Source organism: Microbacterium binotii (genome assembly GCF_021398715.1).
In the GTDB taxonomy this organism is placed as follows: domain Bacteria; phylum Actinomycetota; class Actinomycetes; order Actinomycetales; family Microbacteriaceae; genus Microbacterium; species Microbacterium binotii_A.
On the sequence record NZ_CP090347.1, the window covers coordinates 2,006,477 to 2,030,912 of the forward strand.

The following is a 24,436-nucleotide window of genomic DNA, read 5'->3' on the forward strand; positions in this document are numbered from 1 at the left end:
ACCCGTCACTTCCGTTGACCTCCGTACACACGCGTGTCAGGGTGGCGGAACCCCCGGATGTGAAAGAGAGGACGACCATGTTGGTGGACGTCTCCCCCCACCCGCGCGCCGTCATCGGCGCCTCCGCCCTCGTGAGCACGGTCGCGCTCACCCTCATGGCCACGCCCGCGCACGCGGCGACGGTGGAACCGTCGCGTCAGGGCGTTCCCCGCCCCGCCCAGACCCCGCCGCCGGCCACCCACACCGTCGCGTCCGGCGAATCGGTCGCCGCGATCGCTGCGCGCTACGGACTCGCCACGGCCGACGTGCTCTCGTGGAACGGGCTGTCGTGGGAGAACTCGCTCATCCGTCCCGGTCAGGTGCTGTCTCTCGTCGCTCCCATCGCGGCCACGCCGGCTCCGGCACCCGCCCCCGCACCCGCACCCGCCGGCACGTCCTACACGGTGGTCGCGGGCGACACGATCAGCGGCATCGCCGGTCGTCACGGCGCGACGGCGGCGGCGGTGCTCGCCGCCAACGGTCTCACCTGGGACTCGATCATCTACCCGGGTCAGACGGTCACCGTGCCGGCCGCCTCAGCACCGGCCGCCGCACCGGCACCGGCCGCCGTGGCTCCGGCCGGCCTGGAACTGGACGCCGAGCAGGCTCAGAACGCACGCACCATCATCCGTGTCGGGCGCGAGATGGGCGTTCCCGAGCGCGGGATCGCCATCGCACTGGGCACCGCCATGCAGGAGTCGTGGCTGCGCAACCTCGACTGGGGCGACCGCGATTCGCAGGGCCTGTTCCAGCAGCGCCCCTCCACCGGGTGGGGCACGATCGAGGAGGTGCGCGACGCGGAACGCGCCACCCGTGCGTTCTTCGGCGGTCCCGCCGACCCCAACGGCAACCGGACGCGCGGACTGCTCGACATCCCCGGGTGGGAGTCGATGACCTACGCGGACGCGGCACAGGCGGTGCAGATCTCGGCGTATCCGGATCGTTATGCCCGGTGGGAGCAGCCTTCTCTCGCCTGGCTGGCCGCCCTCGGGTGACGCACGAGGGCGGGATCAGCGGTGAGCCGCTGCCGGAGCTCACAGCGACCGCTCCGTAGACTCTCACCGTGAGCACGAGCCAGCGCACCGACCCGCTGATCGGCCGTCTCGTCGACGGCCGATACCGCGTGCGCTCCCGCATCGCCCGCGGCGGCATGGCGACCGTCTACGTCGCCACCGATCTGCGCCTCGAACGACGCGTGGCCCTGAAGGTCATGCACGGCCACCTCAGCGACGACACCGTCTTCCAGAGTCGCTTCATCCAGGAAGCCCGGGCGGCCGCCCGCCTCGCCGACCCGCACGTGGTCAACGTGTTCGACCAGGGCCAGGACAGCGACATGGCGTATCTCGTCATGGAGTACCTCCCGGGCATCACCCTGCGCGAGCTCATGAAGGAGCAGCGCCGCATCCCGGTTCCGCAGACCATCACGATCATGGATGCGGTGCTCTCCGGTCTGGCCGCCGCGCATCGCGCCGGCATCGTGCACCGCGACGTCAAGCCCGAGAACGTGCTCCTCGCCGAGGACGGGCGCATCAAGATCGGTGACTTCGGCCTCGCCCGCGCCACGACCGCGAACACGGCGAGCGGGCAGATGCTGCTCGGAACGATCGCGTACCTCGCGCCCGAGTTGGTCACCCGCGGCAGCGCCGACGCGCGCAGCGACATCTACGCCCTCGGCATCCTGCTCTACGAGATGCTCACCGGCGAGCAGCCGTACAAGGGCGAGCAGCCCATGCAGATCGCCTATCAGCACGCCACCGATTCGGTTCCCCGACCGAGCGTGAAGAACCCGGCGGTGCCGGAGCAGCTCGACGAGCTGGTGCTGTGGGCGACGGAGCGCTCCCCCGACGCCAGGCCCGTGGACGCGGATCAGATGCTGCAGCGTCTGCGCGCGATCGAGCGCGAGCTCGGGATCGCGCCGCAGGTCGCGCGCACGCTCGCCGTCGGCACGGCCGTGAGCGACGACCGCCTGGACTCCGGCGAACTGACCAAGGCCCTTCCGCTCGGAGCCACCGGGCCCACGGCGGTCGCGGAGGACGTCGACAACGCCACGCTGCTGCGCCGGCGCGCGCGTCGACGATCGGTCAAGGGGGCATGGCTGCTGACACTCGTCGTGCTGCTGGCAGCGCTCGCGGGCGGGATCGGCTGGTGGTTCGGCTCCGGCCCCGGCTCGCTGGTGGCCGTACCCGCGCTGGAGGGGCAGAGCTTCGAAGCCGCCCAGGCCGAGATCGTCGATCGCGGTCTGCAGGTCGAACGGGCGGACGAGTACAGCTTCGACGTCGCCGCGGGCGCCGTGATCCGCACCGAGCCCGGAAGCGGTGAGCGCGTCGAGAAGGAATCGCTCGTGCGGGTGGTGGTGTCCCAAGGACCGCAGCCGCACGACGTCGGCGCGTTGGCCGGCATGACACTGGATGCGGCGACCGCCGCGATGCAGCAGGTGCGCGTCTCCGTCGGCGATCCGCAGTACGTGTTCACCGACGCGGCCGACGGTACCGTCGTCGCCGCGGCCGTCACCCCTGCCGCCGGCGGCGACGCGATCGATTGCTCGAACGGCTGCACCCTGCACGAGGGAGACGGCGCGAGTTTCACCGTCTCCCGCGGCCCGGTACCCGACGTCGCCGGGATGAGCGTGTCGGACGCGACCAAGACCCTCACGTCGGTCGGTCTGGCGGTATCCAGTGACAGCGCGTCTCAGACGAGCGAGACGATCGATGAAGGTCGTGTGATCGGGATCTCCGCGCGTGAGGGCGGCGGTGACTGGCGTCCGGATGACACCGTGCAGCTCATCATCTCGGACGGCCCTCCCCTGTTCCCCGTACCCAACGTGGTCGGTATGACGCTGAGCGAGGCGAAGAAGACGCTCGAACAAGCCGGATTCAAAGCGAAGTACGCAGGCTACTGGGACGCTGCGCCGAACGTCGCGAAGGTCGTGTCGCAGGATCCGACCGACGAGGACAGGATCCGCAAGAACGCGAATGTCAGCCTCGTTCTCAGCCTGACCGGCTGAGCCGCACCGCTCCCCCGCATGTAACGCGAGAGCCGCCCCGCAGGGATGCGGGGCGGCTCTCGACGTTCGAGCTCAGCGCTTCTCGAGCTCCTCCGCCACGAGGAAGGCGAGCTCCAGGCTCTGCATGTGGTTCAGGCGCGGGTCGCACAGGCTTTCGTAACGGGTCGCGAGGGTCGCCTCGTCGATCATCTCCGAACCGCCCAGGCACTCCGTCACGTCGTCGCCGGTGAGCTCGACGTGGATCCCGCCCGGGTGGGTACCCGTGGCGCGGTGGGCCTCGAAGAAGCCGCGCACCTCGTCGACCACGTCGTCGAAGCGACGCGTCTTGTAACCGGTGGGTGTCGTGATGCCGTTGCCGTGCATCGGGTCGGTGACCCACAGCGGCGTGGCGCCCGCGTCCTTCACTGCCTCCAGCAGCGGCGGCAGTGCGTCGCGGATCTTGCCCGCACCCATCCGGGTGATGAAGGTGAGGCGGCCGGGCTCCCGCTCGGGGTCGAGCTTGTCGATGAGCGCCAGCGCGGTCTCGGGGGTCGTCGACGGACCGAGCTTCACACCGATGGGGTTGCGGATCTTCGAGAAGTAGTCGACGTGGGCGCCATCGAGATCGCGCGTGCGCTCCCCGATCCACAGGAAGTGAGCCGACGTGTTGTACGGCGTCCCCGTGCGGGAGTCGATGCGGGTCAGCGGCCGCTCGTAGTCCATGAGCAGGCCCTCATGGCCGGTGTAGAACTCGACGTGGCGCAGCTCGTCGAAGTCGGCTCCCGCCGCCTCCATGAACTTGATGGCGCGATCGATCTCCGCAGCCAGGCCCTCGTAGCGCTGGTTGGCCGGGTTCTCGGCGAAGCCGCGGTTCCAGCTGTGGACCTCGCGGAGATCGGCGAAGCCGCCCTGCGTGAACGCGCGGATGAGGTTCAACGTCGAGGCGGCCGTGTGGTAGGCCTTCTCGAGCCGTCGGGGGTCGGCGGTACGCGAGCCCTCCGTGAAATCGTAGCCGTTCACGATGTCGCCGCGGTACGCCGGCAGCGTGACGTCGCCGCGCGTCTCGGTGTCGCTCGAGCGCGGCTTGGCGAACTGTCCCGCCATACGCCCCATCTTCACGACCGGCATCGACGCGCCGTAGGTCAGCACCACCGCCATCTGCAGCAGCGTCTTGATGCGGTTGCGGATCTGCTCGGCCGTGGCACCGGCGAACGTCTCGGCGCAGTCACCGCCCTGCAGGAGGAAGGCTCGCCCGTAGGCCGCGGTTGCGAGGCGGTCCCGAAGACGGTCGACCTCTCCCGCGAAGACGAGCGGCGGAAGGGTGGCGAGTTCGGCCGAGACGGCCGCGACAGCGTCGGCGTCGGGCCAGGAGGGCTGCTGCTTGATCGGCAGTGAGCGCCAGTGATCGAGCGGGTCCAAGCTGTGGGGCATTCGCTCAGTCTAGCGACGCCGCGGGCGTGTCGAGCCCGTGCTGCGAGGACGTCGCCAGCCGGTCCTTGACCGTGGAGGCGTAGACGTCGTCGTAACGCTGCGCGCCCAGGCGCTGCAGGGCGACCATGATCTCGTCGGTGACGGAGCGGAGAACGTAACGGTCGCCCTCCATCCCCGCGAACCGGGAGAAATCCAGCGGCTCGCCGATCACGATGCCGACGCGGCCGATACGCGGAAGACGCTGGCCGATCGGCATGACCGTGTCGGTGTCCACCATCACGACCGGGATGACGGGGACGCGGGCCTCCAGCGCCATGCGCGCGATGCCCGTGCGCCCGCGGTACAGGCGTCCGTCGGGGCTGCGGGTGCCCTCCGGGTAGATGCCGAGCAGGTCACCCCGCCCGAGCACCTGCAGGCCCGTGTTGAGAGAGCCCTCCGAGGCCTTGCCGCCGGAGCGATCGATCGGGATCTGCCCCGTCGCCTTGAAGAACACGCGTGTGGCCCAGCCCTTGATGCCGCGGCCGGTGAAGTAGTCGCTCTTGGCGAGGAAGGTCATCGGCCGGTCGATCATCAGCGGCAGGAAGATCGAGTCGGCGAAGGAGAGGTGGTTGCTGGCGAGGATGGCCGCGCCGTTTGCGGGGATGTTGCGCCGGCCCACGATCCACGGCCGGAAGATCGCCTTCACGATCGGTCCGATCACGATGTACTTCATCAGCCAGTAGAACATTGTCAGCCCCCTGCGACCGCCCGGCGTCGAGCCAGATCCGCGACACCGATCACGCCGGCATCGTTCGTGAGACGGGCCACCTGGAAATCGGCGACCGGACGATAACCATACGCGGGCATCGCGGCGGCGAAGGCCTCCCGCATCGGCTCGAGCAGCACATCGCCGAGCTGGGACACTCCCCCGCCGATGACGAAGCGCTCCGGGTCGAGGATGGCGGCGAGACCGCCGCACGCCGTGCCGACGGCGACGGCGATCCGGCGAAGCGCCTCGAGCGCGCCGGGGTCGCCGTCCTGGACGAGGCGCGAGATGGCGGAACCGGTGAGCCCGCCCTCCTCGCGGGACGCCGCCGCGAGGCGCGCACCGATGCCGAACTCCGCGTCGACGGCGATCTCCCGCGCCTCGAGCTGGAGAGCACGACCCGAGCCGTACACCTCGAGGCAGCCACGCTGACCGCATCCGCACGTACGCCCCTCGGGGACGAGGCGCATGTGCCCGAGCTCCGCGGCCACGCCGTGGCCACCGGAGAGAAGATTGCCGTCGACCACGACGGCGCCGCCGACGCCGGTGCCGAGCGTCAGCATGACGACGTCGCGCAGATCCTCGCCGGCTCCGAAGCGGTACTCCGCCCAGCCTGCCGCGTTGGCGTCGTTCTCGATGTGCACGCGCGCGCCGGTGCGCTGTTCGATGCGCTCGCGCAGCGGCTCGTCGCGCCAGGCGATGTTGGGGGCGAAGTAGACCGTCGAACGCTCCCGGTCGATGAAGCCCGCGGCCGCGACACCCGCCACGAGCTGCTCGCCCGCAGACAGTTCCGTGATCATCTGCGCCACGGCGGCCTCGATGCCCGCCACATCCGCGGGCGTCGCGATACGCGCCCTGCGGACGATGGTGCCGTGCTCGTCGACCACGCCACCGGCGATCTTCGTTCCGCCGATGTCGATTCCCACTGCGAACACTGTCGTCCCTTCGTCCGGTAAGGCCTCCAGAAGCTTAGTCGGCGCACGGCAGATCGCCTTCCGCAGGGCCGGAACAAGTCCTCGCGACGCTCGCAACGGTGGGACTCAGTTCCACGCATGCGTAGACTTGCGTCTCATAGCAACCCGTCCGGTACCGAAGGAGCTGCCGACATGAGCGCAACAGTGTTCGAAGTGCCCGCGATCGTCCCCGCCGACCCGCACGCCAACGTGAGCGACCTGCTCGTGGAGCGCGTGCGCGCGACTCCCGACCGCCCCCTGTTCGCCGTACCCGACGGAGACGGTTGGCGCGACATCACGGCGCGGGAGTTCGAGCGCCAGGTCGTCGCGCTCGCCAAGGGCTTCGTCTCGGCAGGTGTGGCGCCCGGCGACAAGGTGGGCTTCCTCGCCCGCACGACCTACGACTGGACCCTGGTCGACTTCGCGCTCTTCTACGCGGGCGCCGTCATGGTGCCGATCTACGAGACGAGCTCGCCCAGCCAGATCGAGTGGATCCTGTCCGACTCCGGCGCGGTGGCCTGCCTCGTCGAGACGGCCGAGCACGCGGCCCGCCTCGCCGAGGTGCGCGACAAGCTCCCGCTCGTGCGCTCCTCGTGGCAGATGTTCGCCGGCGACCTGGACACGATGGTCACGGCCGGTTCCGCCGTGCCCGGCGAGGAGATCGAGCGCCGGCGCGCTCTCGCCGAATCCGCCGACATCGCCACACTCATCTACACCTCGGGATCGACCGGCCGACCGAAGGGATGCGTGCTGACGCACGGCAACTTCGTCGAGCTCGCGCGCAACTCCGCGACCTCGCTGAAGGAGGTCGTCAACACCCCCGGCGCATCCACCGTCCTGTTCATCACGACGGCGCACGTGTTCGCGCGCTTCATCTCGATCCTCAACATCCACGCGGGTGTCAAGACGGGCCACCAGCCCGACACGAAGCAGCTGCTGGCCGCTCTCGGCTCCTTCAAGCCGACCTTCCTGCTCGCCGTCCCGCGGGTGTTCGAGAAGGTCTACAACTCGGCCGAGCAGAAGGCGGAAGCCGGTGGCAAGGGCAAGATCTTCCGCGCGGCCGCGCAGGTCGCAATCGATCACTCCGCCTACCTCCAGGACGGACGACGCATCCCGCTGGGGATGAAGATCAAGTTCGCCCTGTTCGACAAGCTCGTCTACAGCAAACTGCGCGACGCGATGGGAGGCCAGGTGCGCTACGCCGTCTCCGGTTCCGCGCCCCTCGGTCCGCGCCTCGGCCACTTCTTCCACAGTCTCGGCGTGCACATCCTCGAGGGTTACGGCCTGACCGAGACCACCGCGCCCGCCACGGTGAACCTCGCCACACGGTCCAAGATCGGCACCGTCGGCCCCGCGATCCCCGGTGTCGGCATCCGGCTCGCCGAGGACGGCGAGATCCAGGTCCGCGGCGTGAACGTCTTCAAGGAGTACTGGCGCAACCCGGAGGCGACGGCCGCGGCGTTCGACGGCGACTGGTTCAAGACCGGGGACCTCGGTTCGCTCGACGACGACGGCTACCTGACGATCACCGGCCGCAAGAAGGAGATCATCGTCACGGCGGGCGGCAAGAACGTCGCGCCCGCCGCCCTCGAGGATCCGATCCGGGCCAACCCGATCATCGGTCAGGTCGTCGTCGTGGGCGATCAGAAGCCGTTCATCTCGGCCCTCGTCACCCTCGACCCCGAGATGCTGCCGACCTGGCTGGAGAACAACGGCCGCCCCAAGGACCTCACCCTCGCCCAGGCGGCTCATGACCCCGCCGTCCGGGCCGAGGTGCAGCAGGCCATCGACAAGGCCAACGCCGGCGTGTCCCGCGCGGAGTCGATCCGCAAGTTCGTCATCCTGCCCACGGAGTGGACGGAGGCCAGCGGCCACCTCACGCCGAAGCTGTCGATCAAGCGCAATGTGATCCTCGCGGACTTCGCCGACGACGTCGAGCAGCTGTACCGGGCTCCCGAGGAGACCACCCAGAACGTCCCGCTGCCCTGAGAGACGGAGGAGGGGCCCGCATCCGATATCGGATGCGGGCCCCTCCTCCGTGCGTCAGAACCAGTCGCTCTCGCGCACCTCGCGCAAGGCCACACGTCGGCGCTCCTTGTCGAGCCGGTCCAGGTACAGCATCCCGTCGAGATGGTCGGTCTCGTGCTGCAGCGCCTGCGCCATGAGGCCGTCGCCCTCCAGCACGAGTTCGTTGCCGTCGAGATCCACCCCGACGACCTTCGCGTGCGGGTAGCGGGAGACGTCGTGCCAGAGACCCGGCACGGAGAGGCATCCTTCGCCCGTCAGCTGCGGCTCCCCCGAGACCTCGACGAGCACCGGGTTCAGGATGTACCCGATCTCGCCGTCGACGTTGTAGCTGAACGCTCGCAGGCCCACACCGATCTGCGGGGCAGCCACCCCGGCCCGGCCCGGCAGCTCGACGGTCTCGACGAGGTCGCGCACGAGCGCCCGCACGCCCTCGTCGATGTCGGTGATCTCGCTCGCGCGGGTCTTGAGCACGGGGTCCCCGAAGAGTCGGATGGCGCGTACCGTCATGATGCCGCCGCCGCGCGCAGCCCCTCGACGGCGACGGCGGCGAGCTGGCGCGCCGCGGCACGTGTCGCCGGCTGGAGGTCGCGGAAGGAGATCGCGCTGCCCGTGGCGATGCGCGCGTCATAGGGCACGCGCACGACCTGACGCACACGCGAGCGGAAGTGCTCCTCCAACTCGTCCAGACGCACAAGCGGCGCACCCGGGCGCGACGCGTTCAGCACGACGACCGCCGAACGCGCCAGAGCCGTGTAGCCGTTCGTCTCCAGCCAGGTGAGCGTCTCGGACGCCAGACGCGCCTCATCGACGCTGAGCCCGGACACGATGACGAGCGAATCGGCGGCCTCCAGCGTCGCATCCATCACCGAGTGCACGATGCCGGTGCCGGTGTCGGTCAGCACGATGGAGTAGTAGTGCGCGGCGAGAGCGGCGACCTCGCGGTAGTCCGCGTCGTCGAACGCCTCTGACACGTGGGGATCGGTGTCGGAGGCCAGGACGTCCAGGCGGGTGTCGTCGCGCGCCACGATCGCCGAGATCTCGTTGAATCCATGGATCGGGGCGGCATGGGTTGCGAGATCGCGCACGGTCTTGCCGCTGGGGCGACCCACGCGCTCGGCGAGCGTGCCGCGGTCGGGGTTCGCGTCCAGCGCGATGACCCGGTCATCGCGGGCGTCCGCCAGCGCCATGCCGAGCAGAGCGGTCACGGTGGTCTTGCCGACACCGCCCTTGCGCGAGAGCACAGCTACGAAGCGTGCACCGCCGTCGAGGGGCGCGGCGATCCGCTCATCGAGCGCGCGCCGCTCGCGCGAGCGGCGGCTGTCGCCGAGGCGCACCCGTCCGCGGCTGAGCGTGTAGACCAGGTTCGGCCACGCACCCTCGGGCTCGCGTCTGGGCAGACGGTCGGTCTCCAACAGGCGATCAGCCGTCAGCAGATCGGCGCTCTCGCGCTTCGACTCCTCCTGATCGACGCGTCGTGCCGCGAGCGTGACGGGGGCGGGCGTGGCGTCCACGGGTGCCGGCTCGGATCGCGTCGCGACCGTGGGCACAGCCGTCGCGGGCGGAGCAGGCGTCGCCGCCGGCGCCGGCACCGGCTCGGCCGCCGCCGCGGGAACACGCACCCGCGTGGTCGGAGTCGCCGCGGCGGGTTCGGGCGCGCGCACGACCGGGGTCGGGGGCTCTTCGGCCACGGGAGGCTCGATCTCCGCATCATGGACGTCCAGGTCGACGGTGCGCACAGGCGAGAACTCGCCCGTGTCCTCCAACGTGGCGATGACGACGGGCTCGGCCGCGGGGACCGTCTCGTCGGCGACGACGTCGTCGTCGAGTCCGTCGTCGTCATCGGCGACCGGCAGAGTCACCGCGACCTGCGCGGTCTGGGTTCCGAGAATGTCGATGCCGGCCGCGTCGACGCGGACCGGTTGGTCCAGGATGTCGTCGTCGTGGCCGGTCATCTGATCGTCACGATCAGGCATGGCTTAGGTACTCCCAACGGGCCGCCGCAGAGCCGGCGCCCACCTCAGGCTAATGCGCGCCTTTGACGACGACCAAAAGGTCGCCCGCTTCGACCTGCTGGGTCGACCCGATCGCGAGCCTGTCGACGACGCCGTCGATGGGGCTCGTGATGGCCGCCTCCATCTTCATCGCCTCGATCGATGCGACCGCCTCTCCCGCCCGCACCCTCGCCCCCGGCATCACCTTGAGCGTGACGACACCGGAGAACGGCGCGGCGATCTGACCGGCCTTGGACGTGTCCGCCTTCTCCGCAGGGGCAGCCTCCACCGCGATGGAGCGGTCCCTCACGAAGACCGGTCGCAGCTGACCGTTGAGGGTCGTCATGACGGTGCGCATGCCCTTGTCATCGGGCTCACCGATGGCCTCGAGACCGACCCACAGCTGCACGCCTCGTTCGATCTCCACGACGTGCTCGCCGCCGGGGGTCAACCCGTACAGATAGTCCGCCGTGTCGAGCACGGCCAGATCGCCGTAGGCGTCGCGGGCCTCGTGGAACGTGCGGGTGGGGCCGGGGAACAGCAGCCGGTTGAGGGTCGTGCGCCGGGTTGCGCCCGGCTCGGCCAGCGCCGCCGAATCCGCTTCGTCGAGGGCTCCCGAGGCGTCGGCGACCGTGCGGCCGGCGAGCACCTTCGTGCGGAACGGCTCGGGCCATCCGCCCGGCAGGTCGCCCAGCTGACCCGCCATGAACGACACGACGGAGTCGGGGATGTCGTAGTTCTGCGGGTTCTCCGCGAAGTCGGCGGGGTCGGCGCGGACCGCGGCCAGGTGCAGCGCGAGGTCGCCGACGACCTTCGATGACGGAGTCACCTTGGGAACGCGTCCGAGGATGTCGTTCGCCGCGGCGTACATGTCCTCGATCAGCTCGAAGTCCTCCGCCAGCCCGAGGGCGATGGCTTGCTGACGCAGATTCGACAGCTGGCCGCCGGGGATCTCGTGCCGGTACACGCGTCCCGTCGGGCCGGGCAGTCCGGACTCGAAGGGGTGGTAGAGGTGACGCACCGCTTCCCAGTAGGGCTCGAGGTCGGCGACGGCGGCGAGAGGGATGCCGGTGTCGCGCTCGGTGTGGGCGAGGGCGGCCACCAGCGCCGAGAGCGACGGCTGGCTCGTGGTGCCCGACATCGGCGCGGCCGCGGCATCCACCGCGTCGGCTCCTGCCGCGCTGACGGCGAGGAGCGTCGCCAGCTGGCCGCCGGCTGTGTCGTGGGTGTGCACGTGGACGGGAACGTCGAAGCGCTCCCGGAGTGCGCTGACCAGGCGAGCTCCGGCGGCGGGACGCAGCAGGCCCGCCATGTCCTTGATTCCGATGATGTGCGCTCCGGCGGAGACCATCTCGTCGGCCAGACGCAGGTAGTAGTCGAGGGTGTACAGATCCTCGCCCGGATCGAGCATGTCGCCGGTGTAGCAGAGCGCGGCCTCGGCGACGGCCGTTCCCGTGGCGAGCACGGCGTCGATCGCCGGGCGCATCTGTGTCACGTCGTTGAGAGCGTCGAAGATGCGGAAGATGTCGACCCCGGATGCGGCGGCCTCCGCGACGAAGGCGTCGGTCACCGCCGTCGGGTACGGCGTGTAGCCGACCGTGTTGCGCCCTCGCAGCAGCATCTGGATCGCGATGTTGGGCAGGCCCTGGCGCAGTGCATCGAGGCGCTCCCAGGGGTCCTCGCCGAGGAAGCGCAGCGCGACGTCGTACGTGGCGCCGCCCCAGGCCTCCACGGAGAGGAGTTGCGGGGTCAGCCGGGCGACGTAGGGGGCGACGGTGGCGAGATCCTTCGTGCGCACCCGCGTGGCCAGCAGCGACTGGTGCGCGTCGCGGAACGTCGTGTCGGTGACCGCGAGCCGCGTCTGGGCGCGCAGATCGGCCGCGAATCCGGCCGGCCCCAGCTCCTGCAGGCGCTGCCGGGAGCCCGCCGGCGCGGGCTCGCGCAGGTCGAGGTGCGGGAGCTTCGCCGTCGGCGACGCCGTCACCGGCCTCGTCCCGTGCGGTTGGTTGACCGTGACGTCGACGAGCCAGTTCAGGATCTTCGAACCGCGATCCTTCGACTCGCGGCCGCGCAGCAGTTCGGGACGTTCGTCGATGAAGGAGGTGCTGATGTCCCCGGCCGCGAACGCCGGGTCGTCCAGCACCGCCTGCAGGAACGGGATGTTGGTCGAGACGCCGCGGATGCGGAACTCCGCCAGCGCCCGGCGCGCCCTGGCCACGGCCGCCGGGAAGTCGCGACCGCGACACGTCAGCTTGGCGAGCATCGAGTCGAAGTGCGGACTGATCTGCGAACCCGCCGCCGTCGTCCCGCCGTCGAGCCGGATCCCCGCGCCACCCGGCGACCGGTACGTCGTGATCTTGCCGGTGTCGGGGCGGAAGCCCTGCGTCGGGTCCTCGGTCGTCAACCGGCACTGCAGCGCAGCGCCGCGCAGCGGGATCTCGGGCTGTGTGAGACCCAGTTCTGCCAGCGTGGCTCCCGCGGCGATCCGCATCTGGGCCTGCACCAGGTCGACGTCCGTGACCTCCTCGGTGACGGTGTGCTCGACCTGGATGCGGGGATTCATCTCGATGAAGACGACCTCGCCGGTGCGAGGGCCGGCGGTCTCCAGGAGGAACTCCACCGTGCCGGCGTTCTCGTAGCCGATCGATCGGGCGAAGGCGACGGCGTAGCGGTGCAGGTCGGCGCGCACGCTGTCGTCGAGGTTGGGCGCCGGCGCGATCTCGATGACCTTCTGGTGGCGGCGCTGCACCGAGCAGTCGCGCTCGTACAGGTGGACGGTCTCCCCCGCCACGTCGGCGAGTACCTGCACCTCGATGTGCCGGGGGCGCTGCACGGCCTGCTCCAGGAACATCCGCGGGTCGCCGAAGGCGCTCTGCGCCTCGCGCATCGCCTCGGCCAGCGCAGGACCGAGCTCGGCCACGGTCTCGACGCGCCGCATCCCTCGCCCGCCGCCGCCGGCGACGGCCTTCGCGAACAGCGGGAACCCGATCTCCTCCGCCGCCGCGAGGAGCGCGTCGACGTCGTCGGAGGCCTCGCTCGAGCGGAGCACCGGCACACCCGCACCCCGCGCGTGCTGCTTGGCGGTGACCTTGTTGCCGGCCATCGCGAGCACGCGGGCCGGCGGGCCGATGAAGGCGATGCCCTCCTGGGCCGCGCGGGCGGCGAGCTGAGGGTTCTCGGAGAGGAAGCCGTAGCCCGGATAGATGGCGTCCGCCCCCGACTCGACCGCGACGCGGATGATCTCCTCGACGTCGAGGTACGCCCGCACCGGGGCTCCCCGGGTGCCGATCTGGTAGGCCTCGTCGGCCTTCAGCCGGTGGAGGGAGAACCTGTCCTCGTAGGGATAGATGGCGACCGTGCGGGCCCCGACTTCGAATGCCGCGCGGAAGGCGCGGATCGCGATCTCGCCGCGGTTGGCGACCAGGATCTTCCGGAACATGGGGACCTCGCATCCGTCGTGGGGCGGGGGGCGTCCGGCGGCCGGGTTCGCCGCCTCACACATCGTTGAGTGTGCTCACAGCCTAGGGGACGGTAACGTAGGGAAGCGTGCACGTCCTTTCCGTCAGTTCCCTCAAAGGCGGCGTCGGCAAGACGACCGTGACACTCGGTCTCGCCTCGGCGGCCTTCGCGCGCGGCGTGCGGACCCTCGTGGTGGACCTCGACCCGCAGTCCGATGTCTCCACCGGCATGGACATCCAGGTCGCCGGCCGCCTCAACGTGGCCGACGTCCTCGCCAACCCCAAGGACAAGGTCGTCAAGCAGGCGATCACCTCCAGCGGCTGGACGAAGGTGCACCCGGGCACGATCGACGTCATGATCGGCAGCCCGTCCGCCATCAACTTCGACGGACCGCACCCGAGCGTGCGCGATGTCTGGAAGCTCGAAGAGGCCCTCGCCACGGTCGAGGCGGACTACGACCTCGTCCTCATCGACTGCGCGCCGTCCTTGAACGCACTCACCCGAACGGCCTGGGCGGCCAGCGACCGGGTCGTCGTGATCACGGAGCCGGGCCTGTTCTCCGTCGCCGCCGCCGACCGCGCCCTCCGCGCGATCGAGGAGATCCGCCGCGGTCTCTCGCCGCGGCTTCAGCCCTTGGGCATCGTCGTGAACCGCGTTCGGCCCCAGTCCATCGAGCACCAGTTCCGCATCAAGGAGCTGCGCGACATGTTCGGTCCGCTCGTGCTCTCCCCCCAACTGCCCGAGCGCACCTCGCTGCAGCAGGCACAGGGTGCGGCGAAGCCCCTGCACATCTGGCCCGGCGACTCGGCTCAGGAGCTCGCGGCCGACTTCGATGCACTGCTGGACCGGATCATGCGCACGGGGCGTATCGCGACCCCCGAGGACGCGCCCGCGCAGTGACTCTCGTGCGAGAGCCGTCGACCTGAGGGTCGGCGGCTCTTTTCACATCCCGAGCAACCACCGCGCTGCCCACGCGGTGCCGGCGGCCGGATCTCAGGCCGTGCGGCGCGTGCGGCGAGCAGCGAGCTCGTCGGAGGGGTCCGGCACCTGCGGATCGAACGAGACGAGCGTGGACTCGACCTCGCGCAGGACCTTGCCGACGGCGATGCCGAAGACACCCTGGCCGCGGCTGACGAGGTCGATGACCTCGTCGTTGGACGTGCAGAGATACACCGACGCACCGTCGCTCATGAGAGTCGTTCCGGTGAGGTCGCGGATGCCGGCGACCCGCAGCTGCTCGACCGCGGTGCGGATCTGCTGCAGTGAGATGCCGGTGTCGAGCAGACGCTTGACGAGCTTGAGCACGAGGATGTCGCGGAAGCCGTAAAGACGCTGCGATCCCGACCCCGACGCACCGCGGACCGTGGGCTCGACGAGCTCGGTCCGCGCCCAGTAGTCGAGCTGGCGGTAGGTGATGCCGGCTGCGCGCGCTGCGACGGCGCCGCGATATCCGACCTCGTCGTCCATCTGCGGCAGACCGTCAGTGAAGAGGAGGTCGGCAGCGAGGGGGATCTCGCCGAGCGGTTCGCCAGCGGTCATGCGGGCGCCTCCTTCGTGTCGCGGGTTACTCCCACGCTAGAGGAGGCCTCCCCCTCCGGCAATGACATCCGCCTCGAAGATTCGGCGTGTCGCGCGATCATCCTTCGAGCCGCTCGAGCGAGGCGCGCACGAGCGCCTCGCGAACATCGGCGATGCGCCGGGCGAGCTCGGGAGCGGTCTCCGCGGCGCGCCCGCGCGAGGCCGCATCCGTGCGGCGACGCAGCGGCGCGAGCGCCGATTCCACGAGCGAGACATCACGATCGGCGCTCTGCTTGACCGCACGCAGGTGGCGCGGTTCGATGCCGTGACGGTCGAGGGCGACGAGCGCACGCAGCATGGCGAGCGCCTGCTCGTCGTAGGTCTCTCCGCCGACGATGAGTCCCGTGCTCAGTGCGTCGTTGAGCAACTGGGTCCCGGCCCCCGCCGTCCGCAGCAACTCGTCACGGCGGTAGCGACGCGCGGCGGGGACGATCGATCGCGGCACGCCGCCCGCGGGAGATGCGGGATCGCGCCCCGCATCCAGGTCGTCGAGGTACTCGCGGATGACCACGAGCGGCAGGTAGTGGTCGCGCTGCAGAGTGAGCGCCAGCCGCAGCCGCTCGAGGTCTTTCGGCGTGAACTTGCGGTAGCCGGTCTCGGTTCGTCGCGGTGTGACGATGCCCTGCACCTCGAGGAAGCGCAACTTCGACGAGGTCAGCGCGGGGAACTCGGGGGTCAGCCGCGCAAGCACCTGCCCGATACTGAGCAGGCCCGTGGCCTCACTGCGGCCGCGGGCGGAGACCGCCGCCATCAGCCTTCGACTGCCGGAAGGTCTGCGGGCGAGACGAAGAAGTTGAGTCGGAACTTGCCGATGCGCACCTCTGCGCCGTTGCTGAGCGTGTCGCGGTCGACGCGCTCGCCGTTGACGTAGGTGCCGTTGAGCGAACGCTGGTCGACGATCTCGAACGCACGCCCGACACGGGTGATCTCGGCATGACGGCGCGAGACGGTGACGTCGTCGAAGAAGATGTCGGCGTCCGGATGCCGGCCGACCGTCGTGACATCGGTGTCCAGCAGGTAGCGGGCTCCCGCGGTGGGCCCGGAACGCACGATGAACAATGCGGCACCCGAAGGGAGTGCCTCGATCGCCTCGAGCTCGGGTTCACTCAGCTCGCTTCCGAACGGCACGAACGACAGGTCCGAGTCGTGCCCGAAGGTCTGCGTGGTGTCGTGCGCCGGCACGGCTCGGTCGCTCTCGCGACGGATGCTGTCCGGGCGGGGCCTGTACTGCTCGTCCACGTCGTCCTCCTCTCACCCAGCCTAACCGATCGGACCCTCTGCCTGACATCGCGGACGGGAGCGGATTCTTCGCGCGGCATGCATCCCCGCGATCCCGCGTCCCGTGACGCACAGCCGGTCGAAAGCACGCGGCGATAGGCTCGTCGCCGTGACTTCCCAGACCTCTCGCCGCCGTCCCGTGCGCGCACTCGTCGCCGCTCTCGCCACGCTTCTGATCGCTTCCGGCGGGGTGCTGCTGGGCACAGCGCCCGCGTTCGCCCACGACGAGCTCGTCTCCTCGGACCCCGCGTCGGGTTCCACGGTCGACGCGCTTCCCGCGGCGCTCACCCTCACCTTCAGCGGGGACCTGCTCTCCGACGCGTCCACCACCGTCGTCCAGGTCACCGACGCCTCCGGCGCCTCGCTGACGGACGGGGCGCCCACCGTCAGCGCCAACGTCGTCACCCAGCCGCTGACAGGTTCCGCCAGCGGCGCCATCTCGGTGGCCTGGCGCGTCGTCTCCAGCGACGGCCACCCGATCGCCGGCGAGTTCGCGTTCACGTCCGACGCGGCCCCGGTGGCGACTCCGACCCCGACCGAGACCGCCGCCGCGACGCCGGAGGCGACCGCCACGCCGGAGCCGGAGATGACGACCCTCACCACACCGACCCCCACCTCCGACCAGTCCGCGCCGATCTGGCCCTGGATCGTGGGAGCCGTGGTCGTGCTCATCGCGATCGGCCTCGTGGTGTGGCTTCTGGGGGCCAGGGCGCGCCAACAGAAGCAGGCCGCGAGCGAGCGGACGGCAGGCCGTTCGAACTCCACCGAGCGATAGGCTGGACGCATGCCTCATTACGACGTCGTCATCCTCGGCGCGGGCCCCGGCGGGTACGTCGCGGCCGTGCGCAGCGCACAGCTCGGCCTCTCCACCGCCGTCATCGAAGAGAAGTACTGGGGCGGTGTCTGCCTCAACGTCGGCTGCATCCCCTCCAAGGCGCTTCTCAAGAACGCGGAGCTCGCCCACACCTTCGCCCACAAGGCCAAGCTGTTCGGCATCACCGGTGAGGTGAACTTCGACTACGGCGTGGCGTTCGACCGCAGCCGTGAGGTGGCGGAGGGCCGTGTCAAGGGCATCCACTACCTGATGAAGAAGAACAAGGTCACCGAGTACGACGGCCGCGGGACCTTCGTCGACGACCACTCCATCGACGTCGCGAAGAGCGACGGCTCGACCGAGCGCGTGACCTTCGACAACGTCATCATCGCCACGGGGTCCACGGTGCGTCTGCTTCCGGGCGTGACCCTCAGCGAGAACGTCGTCACCTACGAGGAGCAGATCCTCTCCCGCGGGCTCCCGTCCTCGATCGTCATCGTCGGTGCCGGCGCGATCGGCATGGAGTTCGCGTACGTCATGTCGAACTACGGCGTGAAGGTCACGATCATCGAGTTCCTCGACCGCGCGCTTCCCAACGAGGACGCCGACGTGTCGAAGGAGATCCAGAAGCAGTACCGCAACTACGGCATCGACATCCTGACCTCCACCAAGGTCGAGTCGGTCGTCGACTCCGGCGACAAGGTCACCGTGACCTACACCGACAACAAGAGCGGCGCGCAGAGTTCGATCGAGTCCGACAAGGTGCTCATGTCGATCGGGTTCGCCCCGCGCGTCGAGGGCTTCGGACTCGAGAAGACCGGAGTCGCCCTCACCGACCGCGGCGCCATCGCGATCGACGACTACATGCGCACGAACGTGCCGCACATCTACGCCATCGGCGACGTCACCGCCAAGCTGCAGCTCGCCCACGTCGCCGAGGCGCAGGGTGTCGTTGCGGCCGAGACGATCGGCAAGGCGGAGACCATGGCGCTCGGCGACTACCGGATGATGCCCCGGGCGACGTTCTGCTCGCCGCAGGTCGCCTCCTTCGGCCTCACCGAGGCGCAGGCGCGCGAGACCGGTCGCGAGATCAAGGTCGCGACGTTCCCGTTCATGGCCAACGGCAAGGCACACGGACTCGGCGAGCCCGTCGGGTTCGTCAAGCTGATCGCGGACGCTGAGCACCTCGAGCTGCTCGGCGGCCACATGATCGGACCGGACGTGTCGGAGCTGCTGCCCGAGCTGACGCTGGCCCAGAAGTGGGACCTCACCGCACTCGAACTGGCGCGTAACGTGCACACGCACCCCACGCTGTCCGAGGCGCTGCAGGAGGCGTTCCACGGCCTCGCGGGACACATGATCAACTTCTGATCCTCGAATCTCACGCAGAAGGCGCCCTCCGTGAGGAGGGCGCCTTCTGCGTTCAGGGGTCAGCGCCCGAGAGCGCGACCGAGCTTCGAATCGGATGCCGACACCGTGCCGCCCGCGGCGGTCACCAGTGCGTCGGCCGCGGCGAAGAACCTCGTCCGCCACTCGGGGTCGGCCGGAGCGGCCGGTCCGAGCTCCACCTCCCACTCCCGCCACGCCCTCTCGGCACCCGTCGCGGCCTGGCTCGCGCGCACGCGATCGTCCACCACCTCCGCGACCACTCCACCGTGGGCGTCGCGGAGCAGGTACGCCGTGCGGTTGTTGCGGATGCGGGCGATCTGCACGAAGGGACCCGATGCCCAGTTCGCGACCGCGTCCGCGACTGCATCCGGCACCGCCAACTCCTCGTCGACGATCGGCCAGCCCCATTCGTGACGGCCTTCGGGCGCGCTCGATTTCACATGCCAACCGGCGTCGTGACCGCCCGTCCGGCGGCGGACGGCCACCTTCGCGCGGGCGAGGTCGAGGGCGGGAGTGTCGAAGTACCGCGCGTCGAGGTCACGCCGTTCGGCCGCATCGACGCTCGCCACGTCGGGCAGGGTCGACCAGTCGGGCAGCGGGGTGTCGGCGTCCGCGTCGTAGGTGCGCTCGATCTCGACCGAGCGGGTCGGCTCGTGGGGTGCGCTCACTCGTTGCGGTCTTCTTCGTCGGGATTGACCGGTTCGGTCGTCTCGACGAAGGCGAAGACCTCCTGCTGCGGGCCGTCGGCGTCGGTGTCGGCCGCCTGACGCTGGTAGACCAGCTGCCCCTCGCCGTAGGGGACGATGAGCGCGTCGTCGACGCCTTCTTCCAGAGGGATGACCTGCCCGTCGAGGGGGCCTCCGGTCAGTCGTGCGATAGCCATGCCGCCCAGCCTAGACCTCGCGACGACACCGCCCGCCCGGCGCGCACGGTGGCCTAGAATCCCGACGTGAAACCCTTCGTACTGCTCGCGACCCGGGCCGAGGACGTCCCCGCCGACGAGGAGTACGCGCTCATGCTCCGGCACTCGGGCCTCGCACCCGCCGAGCTCCGACGGGTGCGACTCGAGGCGGGGCCGATGCCCCATCTCGACCTCGACGAGCTCTCCGGCATCATCGTCGGCGGCGGCCCTTTCAACGCCTCCGATCCGCCGGCGCGGAAGTCGTCGGTGCAAGTGCGCGTGGAACGCGAGATGTCGGCCCTGCTCGACGACGTCGTCGCCCGCGACGTGCCGTTCCTGGGCGCCTGCTATGGGATCGGAACCCTCGGCGTGCATCAGGGCGCGACGATCGATCGGACGTACTCCGAACCGATCTCGGTCGTCCCGGTCTCTCTCACCGTCGCGGGCCGCGAAGATCCGCTCTTCGCGGGGATGCCCGACACCTTCGAGGCGTTCGTCGGCCACAAGGAGGCGGTGCGTCGGTTGCCGGAGCATGTGACGCTGCTGGCCGGCTCTCCCGCGTGTCCGGTGCAGGCCTTCCGCGTCGGGGCGAACGTCTATGCGACGCAGTTCCATCCCGAGCTCGACGTGGCGGGAATCTCCACCCGCATCCGTGCCTATGCCGGTTACGGCTACTTCGCCGACGGCGAACTCGACGCGACTCTCGCCGCCGTGCGGCGGGCCCCGGTCATCCACCCGTCGCGGATGCTGCGGACCTTCGTCGAGCGTTACGCGCGCTGAGCCTTCTCCAGGGCCTTGTCGTGCTCCGCCTGGACGGCCGCCTGGGCGCGCTGGAGTTCGTCGGCGGCGATGCGCGCCGCATCCTCGGCTCGTTGCCGGCGGCGCTCGGCGAAGGTGGATGCTCCGAAACGCTCCCGCATGCGGTCTTCCCCCTCGCGCGTGATCGTGACGATGACCGATGCGGAGATCAACATCACCTGAGCGGACAGGTTCACCCACAGCAGGAGGGCGACGATGGAAGCGAACGACGCCAGAAGCGGATTCGAGCTCGCTCCCCCCACGAACAGCCCCGACAGCTCCTGCAGCACGGTCAGACCGGCTCCGCCCACCGCCGCACCCGCAAGCAGCGCGCGACGGGGCGCCTTGACGCCCGACATCGTCCAGAACATCAGGAGCACCACGAGCGCATCGAGCACGAAGACGACGAGCACACCGACGGTGCGGGTGCCGATCTGCGCAGCCGTGGAATCCTCCGCCGCCCCGAGCCACGACAGCACCGTCGTCACCGACAGCGAACCGACGAAGGTGGCTGCGGCCGACAGCACGAGCAGGAGGGCGATCGCGACGGCGAGGCCGAGGTTGCGCAGCAGCACCCAGAGGAAGAACACGTCCTCGCCGGACGTGTCGGCGATCGTGCGCACGGCCACGCGCAACGAACCGATCGCGCCGATCGCCGCTCCGACCAGACCGACGAGCGAGATCACGCCCGCGATCGTGAGACCGGCGGGAGCCTCTATCGCAGAGAGATCGATCAGGCCGTCCCCGTCGGTTCCGACGAGCCCGGGAACCGCGGAGTTCACCGCATCCGCGAGAGAGTTCAGGGCCGCCGGATTTCCCGCCAACCACAGGGCGGCGATCGAGAAGCCGAGCAGCACGGCGGCGAAGATGCTGAACAACGCGCGGTACGTGACACTGTCGGCGAGCTGCGCGCCGCGGCGCTCGCTGTAGCGTAGGAATGCGCGGACCAGGGTCCTGCGCAGCGCCCAGGTCGTCGCGCGGGCGAGGAGCGGCTGCGGGGAGGCTGATGTGCTGCTCATCGCGCCAGGCTAGCGTCCGCGCAGCTCTGTGCCGCTCGGTTGACAGGGGTCGCGCGCATGCTTAGGTCAGGGCGATGAGGCCGATGACGGCCCATGCGCCGAGCAGCATCCACGGGCCGAAGGGGATGCGGGTGCGGCGGCTGCCGCGACGCGAGAGCAGCAACCCCACGCTGAAGAGGCCTCCGAGCAGGAACCCGGCGAACAGCCCCAGCAGCAGCGCGTCCCAGCCGAGATACCCGAGTGCGATTCCGAGCAGGCCCGCCAGTTTCACGTCGCCGCCCCCCATTCCCCGAGGCTGCACGAGACGCAGCAGGAGGTAGAAGACGAACGCGATCGCGCCACCCGCGACCGCCTGCAGGAACGGGACCAGGTCTCCTCGTCCGACGGACGCAAGAGCCAGCGCCGCGAGGAGGAACGGATACGCCGGCAGCACGAGCGCGTTCGGAAGCCGGTGCGTGCGCACATCGATCACCGCCAGCACGACGCTCAGGACCGCGAGCGCGCCGTAGGCGAGCACCAGCGCGAGCCCCGCGGGGTTCATGTCACGCGTCCAGGACCGTCAACTCGACCGCGATCTCATCGCCCTCGCCCGCTGCGGCCGCCTCGCGCACGGCGCGCTTGACCGGCAGATGATACGCGCCGCCGGCCGCACCCGGGAAGACGGATGTGCGCCAGGAGAGGCCGGCGACCTCGACCGCCACGCGCACCGCCCCGAAGCCGCTCGGCGGACGCGGCACCTCGCGGATCATGTCGCTCGCATCCTGGGGCAGCGCGACGAAGAACCAGTCGGCGTCCCGGCGCGCCTCCCACCGGAACAGCGGAGCCCGGAACGTGAAGTGCATCAGCCCAGCGTAGGACCGGAACCCTTCACGTCGGAGCCTTTCCCCAGGCGCCGCGATCGCACCGGCGGACGGACCGCGGCGCGGAACCGACCGCGCGGCCAGCTCGCGGCGAAGGTGGTGAGGACCTTGCCCAGTCGCTCTGCCAGCCCGCGCAGGTGCACGAGCGGGCGCGAGGAGACGGGCATGCGCAACTGCCGGTCCCAGCGCACGCCGTCGGAGCGGCGGAGGTGGATCGTCAGGTCCAGATCGTCGTGGACACGCGCATCGTCGCGGCGCACCTGGTCGCGCACGCGCGCCCAGACGCCGGTGCGCATCGCGAAGTTGGATCCGAACACGAGCGGTATGCCGAGCCAGAGGTTGACCCAGAAGCGCCCACCGCCGATGTACCAGTGCTCGCCGAGGTGGTGCACGAGGCGGGTGGACCCGTAGAACTCGGCGCCCCCGGTGAGCACCCCCAGACCCGCGTCGGCGGCGAAGGCGCGCTCGATGCGCAGCAGCCAGTCCGGATGGGGGCGCGAGTCCGCATCCAGCCTCGCGATCACATCGGCATCCGTCGAGGCGGCGTCGTACCCCGCGGCGGCGGCGGGCCAGATACCGACGACGGACTCGACGATGACCTCGGCGCCCGCGGAGCGCGCCACTGCCGCGGAGTCGTCGCTGCTCGCGTTGTCGACCACGATGATCCGGTCCGCCGGACGCTGCTGCCGGGCGAGCGCGCGCAGACACGCCGCGAGCATCTCGGCGTCGTCGCGGCACGGGATGACCACAGCGATCCGCATCCCCATACCCCTCATGCTCCGCGCCCGGCGCGCGCTCGACCGAGCGCCGCGCCGAGGAGCCGGTCGGCCGTGGCTGCGGCGAGCACGGTCACCGTGTAGACGACGAGGTCGCGGGCGTCGAACACGGTGCCGAGCACGAGCATGATCGGCGGGAAAGCGTCACCCCACGCGAGCGGCAGACCGGTGAGCTGGAACAACTCGATCGCCGTGCACCACACCCAGGCGACGAGCGCCGGCACCCAGACGGCGCGCCGCGGGACGATCACGACGGCGAGCAGGTACACCAGCAGCGCGTACAGCGCGTCTCCCGCCACGTCGCTCACCGCGCCGTCCGGTGCGAACCGGTGCACACCGAGCCCGACCACGATCGTGACCGTGGCGGCGGCCGCCGCCACGAGACGCCGGCGGCCGGCGGTCACCAGTGCGGGTGGATGTCGGCCCGCAGGCGTCGGTCGTACACGTCGCGGACGACGGCGTCGAAGGCGTCCAGATCGAATCCGCCGTCGAGGAGCGTCGCGGCGTCCGCGTTGGACTGCGCCTGCGCGCTCGTGCGCGCGCCGGGGATGACGCTCGTGACGCCGGGCAGCGCCGCGATCCACGCGAGCACTGCGGCGGGGAGCGCGACGCCCTCCCCCAGCGCAGCGGCGAGTTCGTGGGCCGCGGCGAGCCCGGTCTCGTAGTCGACACCGGAGAACGTCTCGCCGCGGTCGAAGGCTTCGCCCTGACGGTTGTAGCTGCGGTGGTCGTTCGCCGCGAAACGCGTCTGGCTCGTGTAGCGGCCGCTGAGCAGACCGGATGCCAGCGGCACGCGCGCGAACACGGCGACGCCCGCATCCGCCGCGGCGGGCAGCACCTCGTCGAGGGGCTTCAGCCGGAAGGGATTGAGGATGATCTGGACGTTCGTGACCCCGGGTCGGGAGATCGCGGCGAGCGCCTGGGCGCTCGTCTCCACGGACACGCCGTACGCCGCGATGGCACCGTCGTCGACGAGCCGGTCCAACTCGTCGTAGGTCGACGCGTCGTCGATCACGCTGGAGGGCGGGCAGTGCAGCTGCACCAGATCGAGCGTCTCGACGCCGAGATTGCGACGGGAACGTTCGGTCCACGCGCGGAAGTTCTCGGGCGAGTAGTTCGCCTTCTCCTGCGGCAGACGCCGCCCCATCTTCGTCGCGACCGTGATCCCATGCTCGCCCCGCTCGCGGAGGAACCGGCCGATCAGCTGCTCGGAACGTCCGTCGCCGTAGACATCGGCGGTGTCGAAGAGGGTGACGCCGGCATCCGCCGCCGTTCCCAGCACCGCCAGCGCGTCGGCTTCGTCGACGTCGCCCCAGTCCGCTCCCAACTGCCACGTGCCCAGTCCCAGTACGGAGACCGATCTGCCGGTGTTGCCAAGCGGACGCTGCTGCATG

24 protein-coding genes are annotated in these 24,436 nt (G+C 70.2%); 7 read left to right on the top strand and 17 right to left on the bottom strand.

Going from position 1 to position 24,436, the window contains the following annotated elements; all coding sequences use genetic code 11:
• Nucleotides 1-77: 77 nt before the first annotated feature.
• Together LXM64_RS10070 and pknB are read left to right on the top strand one after the other, a co-directional pair.
• Entirely contained in the window at nt 78-1,034 is a 957-nt protein-coding gene (locus tag LXM64_RS10070) for a lytic transglycosylase (RefSeq protein WP_234073095.1), read from the top strand.
• A 68-nt stretch (nt 1,035-1,102) separates the two neighbouring features.
• Nucleotides 1,103-3,043 (top strand): Stk1 family PASTA domain-containing Ser/Thr kinase, encoded by a 1,941-nt coding sequence (pknB, locus tag LXM64_RS10075; protein ID WP_234073096.1) that lies wholly within the window; start codon nt 1,103-1,105, stop codon nt 3,041-3,043.
• Between the two features lie 72 nt (nt 3,044-3,115).
• Here the strand turns inward: pknB and LXM64_RS10080 are convergent, their stop codons facing one another.
• Genes LXM64_RS10080 through LXM64_RS10090 form a run of 3 tightly spaced genes read right to left on the bottom strand, consistent with a single transcriptional unit; the run spans nt 3,116 to nt 6,133 of the window.
• Nucleotides 3,116-4,453, bottom strand: coding sequence for a class II 3-deoxy-7-phosphoheptulonate synthase (locus LXM64_RS10080; protein WP_234073097.1), 1,338 nt, complete (start codon nt 4,451-4,453; stop codon nt 3,116-3,118).
• Nucleotides 4,454-4,457: 4 nt separating this feature from the next.
• Nucleotides 4,458-5,180, bottom strand: coding sequence for a lysophospholipid acyltransferase family protein (locus LXM64_RS10085; protein WP_234073098.1), 723 nt, complete (start codon nt 5,178-5,180; stop codon nt 4,458-4,460).
• 2 nt (nt 5,181-5,182) lie between these two features.
• Nucleotides 5,183-6,133, bottom strand: coding sequence for an ROK family glucokinase (locus tag LXM64_RS10090; protein WP_234073099.1), 951 nt, complete (start codon nt 6,131-6,133; stop codon nt 5,183-5,185).
• Nucleotides 6,134-6,304: 171 nt separating this feature from the next.
• On the opposite strand from LXM64_RS10090, the gene LXM64_RS10095 reads away from it, so the two are divergent.
• Nucleotides 6,305-8,140 (top strand): AMP-dependent synthetase/ligase, encoded by a 1,836-nt coding sequence (locus tag LXM64_RS10095; RefSeq protein WP_234073100.1) that lies wholly within the window; start codon nt 6,305-6,307, stop codon nt 8,138-8,140.
• A gap of 54 nt (nt 8,141-8,194) precedes the next feature.
• Here the strand turns inward: LXM64_RS10095 and def are convergent, their stop codons facing one another.
• Genes def through LXM64_RS10110 form a run of 3 tightly spaced genes read right to left on the bottom strand, consistent with a single transcriptional unit; the run spans nt 8,195 to nt 13,609 of the window.
• Nucleotides 8,195-8,686 carry a peptide deformylase gene (gene def / locus LXM64_RS10100; protein ID WP_234073101.1) on the bottom strand — a complete coding sequence of 164 codons (492 nt, stop codon included), beginning with the start codon at nt 8,684-8,686 and terminating at the stop codon, nt 8,195-8,197.
• Complete coding sequence (locus LXM64_RS10105) at nt 8,683-10,152, bottom strand: MinD/ParA family ATP-binding protein (RefSeq protein ID WP_234073102.1); 1,470 nt, start codon at nt 10,150-10,152, stop codon at nt 8,683-8,685. Before LXM64_RS10105 ends, def begins: the two co-directional genes overlap by 4 nt.
• A 49-nt stretch (nt 10,153-10,201) precedes the next feature.
• Nucleotides 10,202-13,609, bottom strand: coding sequence for a pyruvate carboxylase (locus LXM64_RS10110; RefSeq protein WP_234073103.1), 3,408 nt, complete (start codon nt 13,607-13,609; stop codon nt 10,202-10,204).
• A 107-nt stretch (nt 13,610-13,716) separates the two neighbouring features.
• Here LXM64_RS10110 and LXM64_RS10115 point away from each other — a divergent pair, with 107 nt between their 5' ends.
• On the top strand, nt 13,717-14,529 hold the full coding sequence (locus LXM64_RS10115) for a ParA family protein (RefSeq protein ID WP_137416710.1): 813 nt from the start codon (nt 13,717-13,719) through the stop codon (nt 14,527-14,529).
• A gap of 93 nt (nt 14,530-14,622) precedes the next feature.
• On the opposite strand, the gene LXM64_RS10120 is transcribed toward LXM64_RS10115, so the two are convergent.
• The 3 genes from LXM64_RS10120 to LXM64_RS10130 all read right to left on the bottom strand — a co-directional run bounded on the left by LXM64_RS10120 (nt 14,623) and on the right by LXM64_RS10130 (nt 16,446).
• On the bottom strand, nt 14,623-15,168 hold the full coding sequence (locus LXM64_RS10120; protein WP_137416709.1) for a MerR family transcriptional regulator: 546 nt from the start codon (nt 15,166-15,168) through the stop codon (nt 14,623-14,625).
• A gap of 97 nt (nt 15,169-15,265) precedes the next feature.
• Nucleotides 15,266-15,958, bottom strand: coding sequence for a MerR family transcriptional regulator (locus LXM64_RS10125; RefSeq protein ID WP_234073104.1), 693 nt, complete (start codon nt 15,956-15,958; stop codon nt 15,266-15,268).
• Complete coding sequence (locus LXM64_RS10130) at nt 15,958-16,446, bottom strand: FHA domain-containing protein (RefSeq protein WP_137416707.1); 489 nt, start codon at nt 16,444-16,446, stop codon at nt 15,958-15,960. Before LXM64_RS10130 ends, LXM64_RS10125 begins: the two co-directional genes overlap by 1 nt.
• 148 nt (nt 16,447-16,594) lie before the next feature.
• Between LXM64_RS10130 and LXM64_RS10135 the strand changes: the two genes are divergently transcribed.
• Nucleotides 16,595-17,260: a copper resistance CopC family protein gene (locus LXM64_RS10135; RefSeq protein WP_234073105.1), complete on the top strand. Its 666-nt coding sequence runs from the start codon at nt 16,595-16,597 to the stop codon at nt 17,258-17,260.
• A 9-nt stretch (nt 17,261-17,269) separates the two neighbouring features.
• Nucleotides 17,270-18,670, top strand: coding sequence for a dihydrolipoyl dehydrogenase (gene lpdA / locus LXM64_RS10140; protein ID WP_234073106.1), 1,401 nt, complete (start codon nt 17,270-17,272; stop codon nt 18,668-18,670).
• Between the two features lie 59 nt (nt 18,671-18,729).
• Here lpdA and LXM64_RS10145 read toward each other — a convergent pair whose 3' ends face one another.
• On the bottom strand, nt 18,730-19,356 hold the full coding sequence (locus LXM64_RS10145) for a CYTH domain-containing protein (protein ID WP_234073107.1): 627 nt from the start codon (nt 19,354-19,356) through the stop codon (nt 18,730-18,732).
• Nucleotides 19,353-19,571, bottom strand: a complete 219-nt coding sequence (locus LXM64_RS10150; protein ID WP_234073108.1) for a response regulator — start codon at nt 19,569-19,571, stop codon at nt 19,353-19,355. Before LXM64_RS10150 ends, LXM64_RS10145 begins: the two co-directional genes overlap by 4 nt.
• A 66-nt stretch (nt 19,572-19,637) precedes the next feature.
• Between LXM64_RS10150 and LXM64_RS10155 the strand changes: the two genes are divergently transcribed.
• Nucleotides 19,638-20,369 carry a glutamine amidotransferase gene (locus tag LXM64_RS10155; protein ID WP_234073109.1) on the top strand — a complete coding sequence of 244 codons (732 nt, stop codon included), beginning with the start codon at nt 19,638-19,640 and terminating at the stop codon, nt 20,367-20,369.
• Here LXM64_RS10155 and LXM64_RS10160 read toward each other — a convergent pair.
• The 6 genes from LXM64_RS10160 to LXM64_RS10185 all read right to left on the bottom strand — a co-directional run bounded on the left by LXM64_RS10160 (nt 20,357) and on the right by LXM64_RS10185 (nt 24,435).
• On the bottom strand, nt 20,357-21,406 hold the full coding sequence (locus tag LXM64_RS10160; RefSeq protein WP_234073110.1) for a YihY/virulence factor BrkB family protein: 1,050 nt from the start codon (nt 21,404-21,406) through the stop codon (nt 20,357-20,359). The genes LXM64_RS10155 and LXM64_RS10160 overlap by 13 nt on opposite strands.
• 61 nt (nt 21,407-21,467) lie before the next feature.
• Nucleotides 21,468-21,947, bottom strand: coding sequence for a prepilin peptidase (locus LXM64_RS10165; protein ID WP_234073111.1), 480 nt, complete (start codon nt 21,945-21,947; stop codon nt 21,468-21,470).
• A gap of 1 nt (nt 21,948) precedes the next feature.
• Complete coding sequence (locus LXM64_RS10170; RefSeq protein WP_234073112.1) at nt 21,949-22,248, bottom strand: DUF1905 domain-containing protein; 300 nt, start codon at nt 22,246-22,248, stop codon at nt 21,949-21,951.
• The gene (locus tag LXM64_RS10175) at nt 22,248-23,027 is read right to left on the bottom strand and encodes a glycosyltransferase family A protein (protein ID WP_234073113.1); all 780 of its coding nucleotides are present in this window, start codon (nt 23,025-23,027) and stop codon (nt 22,248-22,250) included. Before LXM64_RS10175 ends, LXM64_RS10170 begins: the two co-directional genes overlap by 1 nt.
• A gap of 11 nt (nt 23,028-23,038) precedes the next feature.
• Nucleotides 23,039-23,446 carry a DUF2809 domain-containing protein gene (locus tag LXM64_RS10180; protein ID WP_234073114.1) on the bottom strand — a complete coding sequence of 136 codons (408 nt, stop codon included), beginning with the start codon at nt 23,444-23,446 and terminating at the stop codon, nt 23,039-23,041.
• Nucleotides 23,443-24,435 (bottom strand): aldo/keto reductase, encoded by a 993-nt coding sequence (locus LXM64_RS10185; RefSeq protein WP_234073115.1) that lies wholly within the window; start codon nt 24,433-24,435, stop codon nt 23,443-23,445. Before LXM64_RS10185 ends, LXM64_RS10180 begins: the two co-directional genes overlap by 4 nt.
• Nucleotide 24,436: the final 1 nt, after the last annotated feature.